Source organism: Nonomuraea sp. GTA35 (assembly GCF_041950525.1).
Classification (GTDB): Bacteria; Actinomycetota; Actinomycetes; order Streptosporangiales; family Streptosporangiaceae; genus Nonomuraea.
In genome coordinates this window covers 53,645-68,939 of sequence record NZ_JBGNUV010000015.1, presented here as the reverse complement: position 1 = coordinate 68,939, position 15,295 = coordinate 53,645, and the positions used below count along the sequence as shown (strand labels likewise).

The following is a 15,295-nucleotide window of genomic DNA, read 5'->3' as shown; positions in this document are numbered from 1 at the left end:
CATCCAAGGATGCCCTCATCGGACGAGTGCTGGGACAATTCCGGCAATATGCCGGGCAATGGCCAGACTTGAGGTGGCGGCCGGGGAAGGGGCATTCCTCACCAGAACTACCTTTCCCTGGACATCCACCACGAAGTCATCCACCAGACTTCCGTCCCTGGCGACGGCCTGCGCGCGTACGCCACCGGGAGCCCGCTCCAGGTCCGCGGCGGTGAGCTCGGGCACGTAGCGGCGGGCGCCCATGAGGAACGCGCCCTTGGCCACGGATCCATGGACTTCCTTGAGTCCGGTACGCCAGTGCGTCCTGGCCATGCGCAGCGTTCCCGGCCAACCGAGAATTTGCCGAACATTACGGAAATTCGACCATCGGTAGCCTTCGTACGCCGTGGCCAGCACCGCGTTCGGCCCCACCAGCACGCCGCCGCCGATCCGCCGGGTCAGGTGCACCCCGAGGAACGGGTAGCGCGGGTCAGGCACGGGGTAGATCAGCCCCCGCACCAGGTCCCGGGCGGCGCCCCTGAGCGCGTAGTACTCGCCCCTGAACGGCACGATCCGCACGTCACCGCCCGCCCCGGCCATCCCCGCCACCGCGTCGGTGCCGAGCCCGGCGCACACCACCAGGCGGTCGAAGGCGAACCTGCGCTTCCCCGCCACCACCTCGACCTTGCCCGCCCGCTCCCTGAGCGCCCTGACGGGGTGCGCCAGGCGTACGGACCCGCCCAGCTCGGCCACGTCCAGCGCGAGCCGGCGCGCGACCGCCGGGAAGTCGCAGATCGCCGTGTGCGGCGAGTGGACGGCGGCCACGCCGACCGCGTGCGGCTCGATCTCGCGCAGCGCGAGCGCGTCCAGCTCGGCGATGCCCGGCACGCCGTTGGCGCGCGCCCGCTCGGCCAGCGCCGCCAGCCGCGGCCGCTCGGCCCGGCCGGCGGCCACGACCAGCTTGCCGACCTCCTCGTACGGCAGCGCGTGCGCCGCGCAGTACTCCTTGAGCAGCGCCACGCCCTCCCGGCAGAGCCTGGCCTTGAGCGAGCCCGGCGGATAGTAGATCCCCGCGTGCACGACGCCGCTGTTGTGCCCGGTCTGGTGGGCGCCGACGCGCCCCTCCTTCTCCAGCACGGTCACCTCGGCCCCTCTGGTGGTGGCCAGCTCGCGCGCCACCGCGAGCCCGACGATGCCGGCGCCCACGACTCCGATCTTCTCCGTCACATGATGATTTTCCGCGTTACCCGCCATCCCCGCCATATCCGGGCGAATCGAACATGAGTACGATGTCCGTATGTACGTCCCACCGGAATGGCCCGCGGAGGTCCGGCCTCCCAGCGTGCCCGACTGGGAGACCTCGGCAGTGGCCTGGCTGCTCGACGCGGTGCCGCCGGACTACCGGGCGTACGAGGTGCTCAGACGGCATCCCGTGGCGCTGGCCGCGATGGCCCGCCACCACGTCAGGTCGGCCGTCGAGGCGGCCCGCGCCGGCTACCGGGCGGCCGCGGTCGACCTCAAGGGACACCTGCCGCCGCACGCCATCGAGGCGGTGCTCGACACCTACCGGGAGGAGGGGCCGCGGCTGGTGCGGCTCTCACGCTCGATCGAGGTGGTCGAGCGCGCCCTGAGGGGCGACATCTTCACCGCCACCATGCGCCGCGAGCCCTGAGCCCTCAGCGTGTCCGGCGGGCCAGGAAGGTGATCACGCCGATCGCGGCCGCCGCCGCGGCGAGCCAGATGAGCACGTCCCTGATGGTCAACCCCGTGCCGTCGCTCTCGCCGGCCCGCGCCACCGGGGCCGGCTCCTTCTTCTCCTCGGCCCTGGCCGGGCTCGGCGTGGGCGTGCTCCCGGCCGGGAGGGGCACCCGGTAGACGGGGCTGCGCGGCCCCTCGGTGCCGGCGAGCAGCGACCGCCCGTCGGAGGTGTAGGCGATCGACTCGGCCTGCTCCAGCTCCGGCATCGTCACCCTGCCGATCGTCTCGCCGGAGGGGCGGTAGAGGGTGGCGGAGAAGTAGGTGCGCACGACGTACGACGAGCCGTCGGGGGCGTAGGCGGCGTCGGTGGCCATGAGGGGCGCGCTCGCGACCTTGCGCAGGACGTTCACCCGGTCCGTACGCAGCTCCTGCGGCGCCGCGTACACCGAGCCGGAGAACTCCTTGGACACCACGTACAGCCGCCCGGTCCGCGGGTGCACCATGAGCCCCTCGGCGTTGCGCGCGCCGTCGGCGTACCGGAACCGGTAGCGGGTGGCGGGCAGCGTGGCGTCGGCGATCGTCCGCGGCTCGGTCACCTTGTAGACCGACACGTTCGGCCAGGCGCCGTCGAGGTTGTCACCGATGTCGGCGAACCAGAGCACCCCGCGGCCGGTCCGCGGGTCCTTCGTGGCCGCCATGGCCTCCCAGTCGCGCGCCTGCGCGCCGCGCACCTGGAACGTGGCCCGCGTGCGCCCCTGGCCGTCCACCGCGTAGAACGTCGGGGTGGCCGCGCTGTCGTTGTGGGTGTAGTAGACGCCGTCGTGCGTGGGCGACACGGCCAGCCCGCTCGACTCGGTGATCCGCTGGTCCCTGAAGGTGAACAGCTTCTCCATCCCGTCGTCGGCCGGAGCCGCCGCGGCGAAGGCCGGCGCGGCGGGCAGCAGGCACATGGCCGCCACGACGAGCATCCTGGTCACGAAGTCCCCCACGCCAGCCATCATGCCCCACCCACGGCGCGACCAAGGGAGTCAACCCGCGCCCGCCCGACACGATCGCCACCGTGGGCGTCACCACGTGGCCAGGAGCTGACGAGGGCGGCGCCGCGCGACGCGCCCCCCCTACCGTGCCCGGGCGGGCGCCCTCGTGCTGCGCGGGTTCTGGCCGACCTTGGCGCTGTGGCGGTGGAAGCCGGTGCCCTGCAACACCGCCAGGAGCCCGTTGGCCACCGCCATGGCCGTCCACAGCCCGTCGATCCCCCAGGTCCTGCCGACGGGCACGGCGGCCACGACCAGCAGGCCGTACCCGATGACGAAGAAGAGCAGGCTGGACGCGGAGCGCTTGAGCGCGGTCAGCCCGGTGCCCTGCACCGCCTGGGCCGCGTCGAGCACCGACGACAGCAACATCAGCGGGAGCAGCCCGAGCGCCCTCTCCCGCACCGCGACGTCGTCGGTGAAGAGCGCCAGCACGTTCTCCCCGAGCCCGAGCAGCAAACCCGCCACCACGAGCGTCCCTGTGACGGCGAGCAGGGCCGCGCCCCGCTGAGCCCGCCGTGCCCCGGCCGCGTCGGGCGCGCGGGCCACCTCGGGCACCGCGGCCTGCGCGACGGACAGGGAGGCCAGCATGATCAGGCCGGTGAGCGTGCTCAGCACCGCGTGGGCGGCGGTGTCCCGCGGGCCCGTGGTGCTCGCGGCGAAGGTCACCACCCCCAGCACGCCGAACTTGACGAGCACGGTCCCGGCCAGCGGGATGCTGACCTTCGCCAGCTTCACGATCTCGCGTGTCCTGGGCCGTCCCTGCCCGATGGGCCGGCCCAGCGCCCGCCGCAGGCTGATCGCGGCCACGCCCGCCGCCCCCGCGCCGGAGACCACCCAGGCGATGCCCACCCCGGTCAGCCCGAGCCCCGGCACCAGCAGGGCGGTGAGCCCGCCCACCCCCACCCCGAAGACCAGGGTCGGCCAGAGCACGTCACGGCTGCGCCCCAGCGCGACCAGGATGGTGCCCGCCCCGCCGGTGGAGGCGAAGACCAGCAGATACACCGCCAGGAGCCACGGCAGCGCGCCCATCTCCCGCACCACCTCGTCCGGCACCCCGGTGACGCGGGCGAGCAGCGGCACGCAGAGCACCGCGAGGGCGCCCAGCATGCCCGTGGCCAGGCTGAGCCAGCGCGCGTCCCGCACGACCGGCACGGCCGCCGCGGGCTCCTCCCTGAACGGGGCCACGAACGGCCCGAGCCCGCGCAACGCGCCCTGCACGGCGGCGGCCGCGGCACTGAGCACGGCGCTGACCACGGCGAACGCGGCCAGCGTGACCGTGTCGTGGTTACCCAGCACCGAGGTGACCACCAGCGATCCCGCCGTGCCCGCGACCATCGCGAGGAAGATCGGCACGGCGGCGCGCAGCAGCGCGATCACGAGAGGGAGAGATCCGGCAGGGGTTCCGAGATCATGAAGCGAGTCTATGGCCTGGAGTGCACTCCAGGTCCTTAGGGTTGAGTGCATGGACTACGTCAACCTCGGACGCAGCGGTCTCCTGGTGAGCCCGCTCTGCCTCGGCACCATGAACTTCGGCCCGCGCACCACGGAGGAGGACTCCTTCGCGATCATGGACCGGGCTCACGAGCTGGGGCTGAACTTCTTCGACTCGGCGAACGTCTATGGAGGTCAGAAGGGCGAGGGCATCACCGAGCAGATCATCGGCCGGTGGTTCGCCCAGGGCGGCGGGCGCCGGGAGAAGACGGTCCTGGCCACCAAGGTCTACGGCGACATGGGCGACTGGCCCAACGAGCGAGGGCTGTCCGCGCTCAACATCCGCCGGGCCTGCGACGCCTCGCTGAAGCGCCTGCAGACCGACTACATCGACATCTACCAGGCTCACCACGTGCACCGCACGACCCCGTTCGAGGAGTTCTGGGAGGCCATGGAGGTCCTGCGGCAGCAGGGCAAGATCCTGTACGTCGGCTCGTCCAACTTCGCGGGCTGGCACCTGGCCAAGGCCCAGGAGACGGCGGCCCGCCGCAACTTCCTCGGCCTGGTCAGCGAGCAGACCCACTACAACCTGCTCACGCGCGCGCCGGAGCTCGAGGTGCTGCCGGCCGCCGAGGACTACGGCCTCGGCGTCATCCCGTGGAGCCCGCTGGCCGGCGGCCTGCTCGGCGGCGTCCTGCGCAAGCTCGACAAGGGCCGCTCGGGTGCCGAGCACATGCTCAAGCAGCTGGAGAGGCACCGCGACAAGATCGAGCAGTACGAGAAGTTCTGCGACGAGCTGGGCGAGGAACCGGCGGACGTCGCCCTGGCCTGGCTGCTCAAGCAGCGCGCGGTCGTCTCGCCGATCATCGGCCCGCGCACGATGCAGCAGCTCGAAGGCAGCCTGCGCGCCCTGGAGATCGACCTCGACGAGGCCGCCCTGGCCCGCCTCGACGAGATCTTCCCCGGCCACCGCACCGCCCCTGAGGACTACGCCTGGTAGGCCCTCCCAGGGCCCGGAGTGCCGCGCCTGGCCGCCGCTTCACGACGGCCCGGCGGGCCGCTCAGCCCGGCGGGCCGCTCCGCACGGCAGCGGCCCTGACGGCGTGCGCGGCGTCAGCTCAGCAGGGCGCCGACGATGACGATCAGCAGCAGCAGGCCGAGCACGACGGGCAGCAGCCAGGAGCGAGGACGATCCACGACCTGGAGCCTAGCTCTGCTCGGCGGGTGCCAGCGCCCATTCGGCGAGTGACTCGTACCTCACCTGCGCCCCCGTGTGACTGCGGACGAGCCGGACGCGCTCGGCCCGCCACGGCGACCCGCTGAACCCCGACAGCGACTCCACCAGCTCCCGCAGGTCCGTCTCGGCCTTGGCCCGGGCGAGCGTGAGATGGGGGTGGAAGCGCTTCTCGTCGGTCTGCGCCGCTCCCGCGCGGCGCGCGCCCGCCTTGACGGAGTCGGCGAGCCTGGTCATGGAATCGCCGCTGACACCCACCCAGAAGACCCGTGCCCGCCGCACGGAGGAGAAGGCGCCGAAGCCGTCGAAGGCCAGGTTCAGCACGGGGTAGCGGCGTACGGCACGGGCCAGGCGGATCTCCAGCTCGGGCAGCACCGGCTCGGGCACCTCACCGAAGAACCCGAGCGTGATGTGCCAGGTCTGCCGATCGGGCCAGCGCAACCCCGGTACCTGCCCGACGTGCGGCGCGATGGCACGCGAGATCTCGTCCAGCACGTCGTCGGGCGGCACCAGCGCCGCGAAGAGCCTCATACCCCACGATTCTTCCCCCGCCCGCCCCCGCCCCTCACACCGCCCGTACGACAAGAGCGGGCACCCGCATGCCACGAGTGCCCGCCCAGCGGCCCGGCGACGACGGCGCCGGGCGAATGACTCATGCCATGGCGAGCGCCGGCTTGCCCACGCGCGAGCTGATCAGCCGCGTCATCAGCACGGCCAGCCCCGTCCCGGCCAGGACCAGCACGCCGGACAGGATGACCCCCGTCCGCGGCCCGCCCAGCTCGGACAACCACCCGATCAGCGGCGCCCCCAGGGGAGCCCCGCCGGTGAAGACCAGCATGTAGATCCCCATGACCCGCCCCCGCATGTCGGGCGAGGTGGCGATCTGGACGCTGGCGTTGGCGACGGTGTTGATGGTGATCAGCGCGATCCCCGTGGGGATCAGCAGCAGCAGGTACACGGGGTAGAACGGCGCCACCCCGGTGGCGATCTGGAACAGCCCGAACCCGATCGCCCCGGCGAAGAGCACCTTGCGCGACAGCCGCGCCCGGCGCGCCGCGAGCAGCGCCCCGCCGAGCGCCCCCACCGCGAACATGCTGGACGCCAGCCCGAACGAGGACGCCCCGGCCCCGAACACCTCGCGCGCCATGAGCGCGATCGACATCGAGAACGACTGCGAGAACATCGACACGAAGGCGATCAGCAGCACCGGCATGAGCAGCTCCTCGCGCTGGAGCACGTACCGGAGCCCCTCGCGGAGCTGGCCCTTGGCCCGAGGGACGGGCGCGGTCACGTTCAGCTCGGCCTTGCGCATGAAGATCAGGCTGGAGATCACCCCGCCGAACGTCAGCGCGTTGATCAGGAAGATCGGCCCCGTCCCGCCCAGCACGTAGATCAGCACGCCGGCGAGCGCCGGGCCGACCACGCGGGCCAGGTTGAAGATGGAGCTGTTGAGGGCGATCGCGTTGGGCAGGTCCGCGCGGCCGACCATCTCGACCACGAACGCCTGCCGCGTCGGCACCTCCACGCAGGAGATCATGCCGAGCAGGAACGCCATCACGTACACGTGCCAGACCTGGGCGGCGCCCGTCATCGTGAGGATGCCGATGGTGAGCGCCAGCCCGGCCATGAGCGTCTGGGCGCCGATGAGGATGGGCCGCTTGGGGTAGCGGTCGGCGAGCACGCCGCCGAACATCCCGAACAGCAGCATCGGCAGGAACTGCAGCGCGGTCGCCGTGCCGAGTGCCGCCGCGCTGCCGTGGGCGTTGCCGGGGCCGGCGGTCAGGTCGAGCACCAGCCAGTCCTGGGCGGTGCGCTGCAGCCAGGTGCCGATGTTGGAGACCGTGCCGCCCGCCGCGAACATGCGGTAGTTACGAATCCTGAGTGACCGGAACATCCCGGTCCTGGGTTCTTCGGGCTCTAGATCTTGCTGAGCTTCTCCAGGATCGGCGCCGCCTGCCTGAGGATCGACCTCTCCTCCGGTGACAACTCCTTCAACCGCTGTGTCAGCCACGCCTCCTTGCGGCGGCGCTCCTCCTTCAGCAGCTTCTCGGCGGCCTCGGTCACCGAGACGGTCACCTGGCGCCGGTCGGTCGGATGCGGGGTGCGGGCGACCAGGCCGCGCTCCTCGAGAGCGGCGATCACGCGCGTCATCGAGGGCGGTTGCACCTTCTCGAGCTCGGCCAATTCGCCGGGGGTTATCCCGGAATGCCGTTCCACCGCGGCGAGGGTCGCGAACTGTGTGGGCGTCAGCGAGTGCACTGCCGCCTGTCGTCGTAGGCGTCGGTTCAGCCTTGCCAGCGACACGCGCAGGGCTGAAGCCAGGCCTGCGTCGCTGCGCAGGTTCATCTTGGGCTGGGTTTTGGTTAGCATGAGTCATTACCTTTGCTAACTATACGGCAAGGCAGGATATTTCCGGACACAACTGTCGTTCCACCCCTTGATACCCCGAAGCCGCCCCGCGTGTGCGGGACGGCTTCGAAGGTGTGACGGTCAGGTACGGGCTCAGAGGCCGAGCATCGCCCGGATCGGGCCGATGGCGAAGTAGAGCGCGAACAGCGCGGCCACGCCCCACAGCAGCGGGTGCACCTCGCGCGCCTTCCCGCGCACCACCTTGATCAGCACGTAGCTGATGAACCCGGCGCCGATCCCGTTCGAGATCGAGTACGTGAACGGCATGATCACGATGGTGAGGAAGGCCGGGATCGCGATGTCGAAGTCGTTCCAGTCGACGTCCCGGATGGCCGTCATCATCAGGAAGCCGACGATGACCAGCGCCGGCGCGGCGGCCTCGTAGGGCACGACGGTGACGAGCGGCGCGAAGAAGATGGCCACGAGGAACAGCAGCCCCGTGACCACGCTGGCGAGACCAGTGCGAGCGCCCTCGCCGACTCCCGCGGCCGACTCGATGTAGGTGGTGTTCGAGGAGACGGAGCCGGCGCCGCCGGCGGCGGCCCCGAGCGAGTCGACGAGCAGGATCTCCCTGGTACGCGGCAGCGTCCCGTCCTCCTGCACCAGGTTCGCCTGGCGGCCGACGCCCACGATGGTGCCCATCGTGTCGAAGAAGTCGGTGATGAGCAGGGTGAAGACGAGCAGGGCGGCCAGCAGCACGTCCACCCGGATGAAACCGCCGAACGGGTCGAACTCGGTGAACAGGACGAGCGGGTTGTTGAAGCCGAAGATCTGGTCGGGCACGACGGGCCGGTTGAGCTGCCAGCCGCCCGGGTTGTCGGCCGACGAGGCGCCTGCCTTGGCGATCGCCTCGACGATGATGGCCAGGATCGTGGTGCCGACGATCCCGATGAGGATGGCGCCCTTGACCTTGCGCGCCACCATCGCCGCCGTGGCCAGCAGCCCGACGATGAACACGAAGATCGGCCAAGAGGTCAGGGCGCCGCCGATGCCCAGCTCCAGGGGCGTGCCGGCGGCCTTGCGCACGAAGCCGGCGTCCACGAACCCGATCAGCGCGATGAACAGGCCGATGCCCACGCTGATGGCGGTCTTCAACTGGGCGGGGATGGCGTGGAAGATCGCCGTCCTGAGCCCCGTCAGCACCAGCACGGCGATGATGATCCCTTCGAGGAAGACCAGGCCCATGGCCTCCTCCCAGGTCATCACCGTGGCGATCTGGAAGGTGACGAAGGCGTTCAGGCCGAGCCCGGCCGCCATCGCGAACGGCACCTTGCCGATGACCCCCATGAGGATCGTCAGCACGCCGGCCACGAACGCCGTGCCCGCGGCGACGAGCGCCACGGGAGCGGTCGAGCTGTCGGCGATGAACTGGCCGTCCACGTCCTTGCCGTTGGCCAGGATCAACGGGTTGAGCACGACGATGTACGCCATCGTGAAGAACGTGGCGATGCCGCCCCGTACCTCTCGGGAGACGGTGGACCCTCGTGCGGAGATTGCGAAGAAACGGTCTATCGCATTACGTGTGTCACTCACGACGCGAAGAGTGACAGTAGTGATGAGCTGCGAAAAGAGCCAGTAATGAGATCGAGACCCGATTGGAAGCTAGGCTGGACAACGTGAAGCAGCAGTGGCACCCCGACCCCGAGCCGATCAAGACCAACGACACGGCCGCCATCGCCGTCGGCACGGCCGCCTGGGCGGTCGCCTTCGTCGCTCTGCTGATCTTCCGCCCCGCCCCCGAGAACACCTGGTGGATCTGGACCTGCCTGACGGGCGTGGGCTTCGGCTTCTTCGGCATCTGGTTCGTCCGGAGGCCCAGGCGCGGCTGACCCCCGCGCGGGAGGTGACATTCGTCATCTCCCGCTGTTCCCCGAAGTCACCTCTAAGTGGTGTTTCCGCCCACTACATCGGCATATGTCCGCCAACCCATGCTTGTTCGCATGAAGAAGCCCCTCGCAACCTTCCTCCTGGGCGCCGTGGTGCTCACCTCCTGCAGCACTTCGGCACCGTCCGCCACGAGCGGCGCGTCGGGCACGGTGGCGTGGAGCACCTGCACCGACCTCGTCGGCCCCGACGGCAAGCAGCTCACCCCAGGTCCCGGCGTCGAGTGCGGCAAGCTTCCGGTCCCCCTGGACCACGCCGAGCCCGACGGGGAGAAGATCGACCTCGCGCTCATCCGGGTCAAGGCCACCGGCGACCGTCTCGGCTCGCTGGTGTTCAACTTCGGCGGCCCCGGCGCGTCGGGCGTGGACTCGCTGGCCATGTCCGCCGCCGCGTTCAGCAAGCTCGGCACCCGCTACGACCTGGTCAGCTTCGACCCGCGCGGCGTCGACCGCAGCGCCGGCGTCACGTGCGGCAACGAGTACGCCGAGATGCTGGCTTCCGACGCGGACGCCGACCAGGACGCGCTGGCCAAGAAGTTCGTCCAGGCCTGCCGGCAGGAGTCGGGCAAGGTGCTGCCGCACGTGGGCACCGTCAACGCCGCCAAGGACCTCGACCTGCTCAGGGCCGCGCTCGGCGACGAGCGACTCAACTACCTCGGCTTCTCGTACGGCACCCACCTCGGCGCCGTCTACGCCACGCACTTCCCCAAGAACGTCGGCCGCTTCGTCCTGGACAGCGCCTTCGACCCCTCGGTCACCTACGAGGAGCGCGCCGTCATCCAGGCGACGGGCTTCGACCAGGCGCTGGAGGCGTTCGCCGAGGACTGCGTGGCGCAGAGCTGCGAGCTGGGCGCCACCCCCGCCGCCGTCGTCAAGAAGGTCGAGGACTTCGTCGAGGGACTCAAGACCAGGCCGATCAAGGTGGGTGACCGCGAGCTCACGTTCTGGCTGGGCCAGCTCGCCGTCATCACCCCGCTGTACGCCAAGCAGAGCTGGCCCGTGCTGGAGCAGGCGACCGCCGCCGCGCTCAAGGGCAACGCCACCATCCTGCTCGCCCTGGCCGACTCCTACACCGGCCGCCGTGCCGACGGCACGTACAACACGATGATGACCAGCCTGCAGGCGATCAACTGCGCGGACTACGCCGAGCGCCCGACCTCCGCGCAGATGGCGAAGATCAACGAGCGGGTGAAGGGGATCTTCCCGGTGCTGTCCTTCGACGGGATCACCAGCGGGGCGTGCGAGTACTGGCCGGTGCGCGGGGACGACGCGGCCAAGCGCATCGACGCCACCGGCTCGGCGCCCATCGTCGTCATCGGCGGCAAGGGCGACCCGGCCACGCCGTTCCAGTGGGCCACGAGCCTGACGGAGAAGCTCAGGACGGGTGTCCTGGTCACCTACGAGGGCGAGGGGCACGGCGCCTACCTGACCGGCGACGGCTGCGTCATGAAGACCGTGGACGCGTACCTGATCGACGGCAAGGTGCCGGCCGCGGGCAGCACCTGCGGCGCCTGATCGCGATCCTGATCCGGGGAGGGCCTGCGGCGGCGCCTCCCCGGCGTGCCCGCGTCAGGACAGGTCGGCCTCGGCCAGCAGCAGCGGCACCGCCTCCGGGTCGCGCAGCAACGCGGCCACCGCGAGCCGGTCGTTCCACTGCCCGGTCGCCCAGGCCAGCCCCCTGGCCAGCCCGTCGACCCCGGTGCAGTGCACGGCGCCCTCGAAGAAGCGCCAGGCGCACTCCACGCCGTCAACCAGCAGCTTCTCGTGCTCGACGTACGTCTGCGGCGCGGTGGGCAGCAGCGAGCGCACCTCGGCGGGCACCTGCCGCGTCACCCCCTCCGAGGTGACCGCGCCCGAGGCGAGCTCGCCGGCGAGCGGCAGGTCGAGCAGCTCCGACAGGGCCTCGGCCAGGTCGTACGGGGCCAGCACCAGCGGCCGATCGGTGACGAGCTGCAGCAGGTCGGGCGCCTCCACCACCACGGCGTCCTCGGCGGAGGCCACCACGATCTCCCCGCGGAGGACCGCCCGCAAGTTCGCAGGCGGCGCCACCCGCGACGGGTCCACGGCCGCCAGCGCGATCCACAGCGCCCGGAGCTGGGCCCGGTCGACCTCGATCGACTCGTCGGCCATCAGGTCGAGCAGCTCCTCGGGGCCGCCGTGCGAGGCCAGCAGCTCCGGCAGCGTCGTGCGGACGCCGATCATCGACAGCGCCGCCTCGTCGAGCCCAGCCGGGGCGTCGGAATACAGGCCCTGCAGCAGCGGGTCGGCCCCGGGCAGCCGCAGCTCCAGCGGCTTGCGCCCGTCCAGCACCGGATGGTTGGCCAGCCACCACGCCGTGTAGGACGGCACCTCCACGCCCTCGACGCGCAGCGGGTGCAGCGCGGCCCGCAGCGGCGGCGTGGTCAGCAGCTCCAGCGCGGCCGGCCAGTCGGCCACCAGCTCCAGGTCACGCACCGCGAGGAACTCGGGCACCAGCGGCGGCACGTCCAGCTCGGGCAGCAGGTCGAGCACGTGGTCGAGCCAGTCGGCCTCGCCGTCGAGGTCGTGGTCGCACTCGTCGGGGTCGAGCAGCACGTCGGGCTCGTGCACCACGGCGAACCCGTCGAGCACCCCCGCCGCGGCCAGCACGCGCGGCCCGTAGGTCTCCTCCAGCTCGGCCGCGGCCACCCCGAGATGCGTGTCGGACTCCAGGACCGCCGCCAGCGCCCCGTCGGCCAGCATGAGCTCGCCGGCCGGGTAGAGCTCGCCGTCGGTGCCGCGCAGCGCCAGCTCGGCCAGCCACGGCGCCTCGCCGGGCGCCAGCCCGGACGCCTCCACCAGCGACAGCACGGCCCTGGCCACCGGCTCGGGGTCGGGGCTGTCGAGCGACTGGGCGACGGCGGCCTTGGTCAGCGGGTCGTCCAGCACCGTGCGCGGCGTGGCCTCGGCGGCGCCCAGCCGCAGCAGCGCCGGGTGCGCCGCCTCCGGGTGCACGATGCGCAGCCCGAGGGGCGTCAGGTCGAGCTCGGCGCCGCCGTCGGCCAGGATGAGCGTGCCGCGCGGCCCGCGCACCAGCCGGCCGTCGGCCAGCGGCACCGGCAGCGCGCCCAGCGACTCGGGGTCGTCGGCCGGCAGCACCTCGTACAGCGAGCGCCACCACGACGGCTCGCGCGCCTCCACGGCCTCGCCCGACAGCAGGTCGACGATGTCGGACAGCTCCACCCTGCGCACCCCGAGCGCGGCCATGGCCGGATGGCGGGCGGGCCAGCCGGCGGGCAGCAGCCCCGGCACGAACTCGGCGACGGCGGCGAGCAGCCCGGGCGAGGCGGAGGCCACGACGGCCGCCTCGCGGCCCGTCACCACCCAGCCGTCACCGTCGGGCTCGGGCGCAGGGTGCTCGACCTGCCACTGCGCGTCGGGCTCGTAGACCTTCTCCTCGGCGAACGACGGCGTCTGCACGGCCGGGGCGGGCGCCGACAGCGCGGGCAGCAGCGGCGTGCCGGGCAGCCGCGCCAGCACGGCCCGCCGGATGCGGGCGTCGAGCTCGCCCTTGCCCATGAGGGAGGGCACGAGGTCGAGCAGCTTGGACGTGCGCGGCAGCTCGCGCAGCAGCCGCACGTAGGCGTCGGCGACCCGCTCGACCAGGAAGTCGGCCAGCGGGCCCTTGGCCACGTGGCGCCGGTCGGTGGCCATCGGGAACGAGGCGATCAGCAGCGCGGGCAGGTCGATGGGCTCGTCGCTGGGCGTCGGGGCGTGCACCACGGGCGGCACGGCGGCGGGCAGCGGGCCCGGCTCGCCGGTGCCGGTGACCGGCACCGCCCAGCGCAGCGACCAGTAAGGTCGGGCGCGCTCCTCGGTGGGCCGGTCGGCGAAGAGCCTGCCCACCTCCTCGGGCGTGAACTCGCCGGACTCCGACACGACGTGCCAGCCGTCGGCCGCCACCGTGCGCACGGAGCCGTCGACGTCGATCTCGATGCTCTCCAGCGCGGGCATGCCGAGCAGCAACGCCGGGCTGGCCTCGGCCAGCATCCGCCGCACGACCTCGACGCTCGCCTGGTCGCGCAGCGGCAGCCGGACCACCGTGTCGAAGCCCTCAGGGATGTCGATCATCGGCGGCTCGTCGAAGGGCAGCCGCAGCAGCGGCACGTGCCCGCCGCGCTCGGCCAGCTCGCCCGCGAGCGCGGGGATCTCGGCGACCAGGGCCGCGGTCTCCGTACGGGACCAGCGCACGGCGGGGGCGCCGCGCGAGCCGATGGAGGGCGCGTCGCAGACGGACACCACCGCCGCGAACCCGACCCCGAACCGGCCCGCCGCGCCCGCCTCGTCACGCTTGCCCGAGGCGCGCAGCGTGGACAGGCTCTCCACGCCGGTGGCGTCGAGCGGGGCGCCGGTGTTGGCGGCCGTCAGCACCTCGCCGCGCAGCGTCAGCCGCAGCACCCCTGGCACGCCCGCCCGCAGCGCCGCGTCGGCGGCGTTCTGCGCCAGCTCGACGATCAGCCGGTCGCGGTAGCCGCCGAGCGCGAAGTCCTCCTCCGCGTTGGCGTCTTCGCGGAACCGGGCGGGCGAGGCCGTCCACGCCGAGAGGACGGCTGCGCGCATCCGGTCAGTGCCGTAGGTGTCGCTCATCGATCACGATCCTGGTTGGAGGGTAGGGGGCCACCGTAGGTTAGCGGCCTTCACCGACACTCTCGGTCAGGAATGGCCGAGCTCCTCGGAAGCCGACTCGTCCACCGAACCTGCTTCCTCCTCCATGAGGTCGTAACCCAGATCGTCAAGGATCGGGATGGCCTGCTCCACGGGCGGGGGCAGCACGGCGGCCTCCGAGTGGGCGCCGCAGCCGTGGTCGGCGGCCACGACCCTGCCGTCGTCGGGGGCGTACTCGTTAGTGCAGACCCCGAACATCTGCCGCAAGCCACCCGCCAGCAGCCAGTAGAACCCGCAGGTGGAACATTGCGCGGGAGCGGCGTGTGCGATCGGCGTATGCGGCCCGTGCTCGCCCGAGTGCCAGCGTCTGGCCGCCCGGTCCTTGCCGATGGCCGAGAGCACACGGGCTCGGCCCAGGCCGTACTCGAAAACCGCCTGATGGTCGGCGTCGTCGTCGGTCTCGGTGAAACCCGGCGCGAGCCTGTCGTCATCGTCCGCGGTCGGCAGCAGGTCGCCCACGCCCAGGTCGCCGGGGCGCAGGCGCTCGCTCCACGGCAGCCACTCGGGCGCGAGCAGCGCCCCGGAGCCGGGCAGCAGGACGGCCTCGCTGACCGTGACCTTCTTCGCGCGCGAGGCACGCGTGACCGTGACGGCCCAGCGCCAGCCGCGGTAGGCCCGATCCAGGCAGGCGAAGTAGTGGGTGACGATCCGGTCGCCTTCGCTCTCGTAACCGAGGTGCTCGCCGGGCTGGCCCGGCCGCGCTAGCTCCTCGGCCGCGGCGCGCGCCAGATCGACCGCGGCGACACAGGCCTGGTCGGGAGCGGAGACGCGGGCCCTGGTGCGGCTCATCGGGCCGCCTTCGCCGAAAGGTGCTGTTCGCTCACACTTCATTCTCACCCATCACGGGACCTGCGGGGGCCCACACGGCTGAGATCGGGCCAGGATCGGGTAAGACTGGTAGTCGTGGAGGGAGGCTGGGAGCGGGCACGCCACATCTCCCGGCG

Annotated in this window: 13 protein-coding genes; 4 read left to right on the top strand and 9 right to left on the bottom strand. The window is 71.9% G+C overall.

Annotated elements, in window-relative coordinates; translation table 11 throughout:
• Positions 1-15 precede the first annotated feature (15 nt).
• Positions 16-1,233, bottom strand: a complete 1,218-nt coding sequence (gene lhgO / locus ACBJ32_RS46315; protein WP_375132280.1) for an L-2-hydroxyglutarate oxidase — start codon at positions 1,231-1,233, stop codon at positions 16-18.
• Between the two features lie 43 nt (positions 1,234-1,276).
• Here lhgO and ACBJ32_RS46310 point away from each other — a divergent pair, with 43 nt between their 5' ends.
• Entirely contained in the window at positions 1,277-1,651 is a 375-nt protein-coding gene (locus tag ACBJ32_RS46310; RefSeq protein WP_185100420.1) for a hypothetical protein, read from the top strand.
• A 4-nt stretch (positions 1,652-1,655) separates the two neighbouring features.
• Here ACBJ32_RS46310 and ACBJ32_RS46305 read toward each other — a convergent pair whose 3' ends face one another.
• Both ACBJ32_RS46305 and ACBJ32_RS46300 read right to left on the bottom strand, forming a co-directional pair.
• A complete protein-coding gene (locus tag ACBJ32_RS46305; RefSeq protein ID WP_375132279.1) occupies positions 1,656-2,666 on the bottom strand; it encodes a hypothetical protein in 1,011 nt (336 codons plus the stop codon).
• Between the two features lie 129 nt (positions 2,667-2,795).
• Positions 2,796-4,088 carry an MATE family efflux transporter gene (locus ACBJ32_RS46300; protein ID WP_375132278.1) on the bottom strand — a complete coding sequence of 431 codons (1,293 nt, stop codon included), beginning with the start codon at positions 4,086-4,088 and terminating at the stop codon, positions 2,796-2,798.
• Positions 4,089-4,173: 85 nt separating this feature from the next.
• Between ACBJ32_RS46300 and ACBJ32_RS46295 the strand changes: the two genes are divergently transcribed.
• Positions 4,174-5,142 (top strand): aldo/keto reductase, encoded by a 969-nt coding sequence (locus tag ACBJ32_RS46295; RefSeq protein WP_375132277.1) that lies wholly within the window; start codon positions 4,174-4,176, stop codon positions 5,140-5,142.
• 207 nt (positions 5,143-5,349) lie between these two features.
• Here ACBJ32_RS46295 and thpR read toward each other — a convergent pair whose 3' ends face one another.
• The 4 genes from thpR to ACBJ32_RS46275 form a co-directional block, all read right to left on the bottom strand.
• The gene (gene thpR / locus ACBJ32_RS46290) at positions 5,350-5,907 is read right to left on the bottom strand and encodes an RNA 2',3'-cyclic phosphodiesterase (protein ID WP_375132275.1); all 558 of its coding nucleotides are present in this window, start codon (positions 5,905-5,907) and stop codon (positions 5,350-5,352) included.
• A gap of 121 nt (positions 5,908-6,028) precedes the next feature.
• The gene (locus ACBJ32_RS46285; RefSeq protein WP_375132274.1) at positions 6,029-7,270 is read right to left on the bottom strand and encodes an MFS transporter; all 1,242 of its coding nucleotides are present in this window, start codon (positions 7,268-7,270) and stop codon (positions 6,029-6,031) included.
• 23 nt (positions 7,271-7,293) lie between these two features.
• Positions 7,294-7,746, bottom strand: coding sequence for a MarR family transcriptional regulator (locus tag ACBJ32_RS46280; RefSeq protein WP_357893566.1), 453 nt, complete (start codon positions 7,744-7,746; stop codon positions 7,294-7,296).
• Between the two features lie 132 nt (positions 7,747-7,878).
• A complete protein-coding gene (locus ACBJ32_RS46275; protein WP_375132491.1) occupies positions 7,879-9,342 on the bottom strand; it encodes an NCS2 family permease in 1,464 nt (487 codons plus the stop codon).
• Between the two features lie 59 nt (positions 9,343-9,401).
• Here ACBJ32_RS46275 and ACBJ32_RS46270 point away from each other — a divergent pair, with 59 nt between their 5' ends.
• Positions 9,402-9,614: a DUF2530 domain-containing protein gene (locus ACBJ32_RS46270; protein ID WP_357893562.1), complete on the top strand. Its 213-nt coding sequence runs from the start codon at positions 9,402-9,404 to the stop codon at positions 9,612-9,614.
• Positions 9,615-9,725: 111 nt separating this feature from the next.
• The gene (locus tag ACBJ32_RS46265) at positions 9,726-11,183 is read left to right on the top strand and encodes an alpha/beta hydrolase (RefSeq protein WP_375132273.1); all 1,458 of its coding nucleotides are present in this window, start codon (positions 9,726-9,728) and stop codon (positions 11,181-11,183) included.
• Between the two features lie 54 nt (positions 11,184-11,237).
• Here the strand turns inward: ACBJ32_RS46265 and ACBJ32_RS46260 are convergent, their stop codons facing one another.
• Together ACBJ32_RS46260 and ACBJ32_RS46255 are read right to left on the bottom strand one after the other, a co-directional pair.
• Positions 11,238-14,273 (bottom strand): sacsin N-terminal ATP-binding-like domain-containing protein, encoded by a 3,036-nt coding sequence (locus ACBJ32_RS46260; RefSeq protein ID WP_375132272.1) that lies wholly within the window; start codon positions 14,271-14,273, stop codon positions 11,238-11,240.
• A gap of 66 nt (positions 14,274-14,339) precedes the next feature.
• Positions 14,340-15,140, bottom strand: a complete 801-nt coding sequence (locus ACBJ32_RS46255; protein WP_375132271.1) for a DUF3027 domain-containing protein — start codon at positions 15,138-15,140, stop codon at positions 14,340-14,342.
• Positions 15,141-15,295 lie beyond the last annotated feature (155 nt).

Bases quoted from the DNA above. Each gene is read 5' to 3' on its own strand.
- lhgO (WP_375132280.1), bottom strand. From the start codon at position 1,233: ATGGCGGGTAACGCGGAAAATCATCATGTGACGGAGAAGATCGGAGTC.
- ACBJ32_RS46310 (WP_185100420.1), top strand. From the start codon at position 1,277: ATGTACGTCCCACCGGAATGGCCCGCGGAGGTCCGGCCTCCCAGCGTG.
- ACBJ32_RS46295 (WP_375132277.1), top strand. From the start codon at position 4,174: ATGGACTACGTCAACCTCGGACGCAGCGGTCTCCTGGTGAGCCCGCTC.
- thpR (WP_375132275.1), bottom strand. From the start codon at position 5,907: ATGAGGCTCTTCGCGGCGCTGGTGCCGCCCGACGACGTGCTGGACGAG.
- ACBJ32_RS46285 (WP_375132274.1), bottom strand. From the start codon at position 7,270: ATGTTCCGGTCACTCAGGATTCGTAACTACCGCATGTTCGCGGCGGGC.
- ACBJ32_RS46280 (WP_357893566.1), bottom strand. From the start codon at position 7,746: ATGCTAACCAAAACCCAGCCCAAGATGAACCTGCGCAGCGACGCAGGC.
- ACBJ32_RS46265 (WP_375132273.1), top strand. From the start codon at position 9,726: ATGAAGAAGCCCCTCGCAACCTTCCTCCTGGGCGCCGTGGTGCTCACC.
- ACBJ32_RS46260 (WP_375132272.1), bottom strand. From the start codon at position 14,273: ATGAGCGACACCTACGGCACTGACCGGATGCGCGCAGCCGTCCTCTCG.
- ACBJ32_RS46255 (WP_375132271.1), bottom strand. From the start codon at position 15,140: ATGAGCCGCACCAGGGCCCGCGTCTCCGCTCCCGACCAGGCCTGTGTC.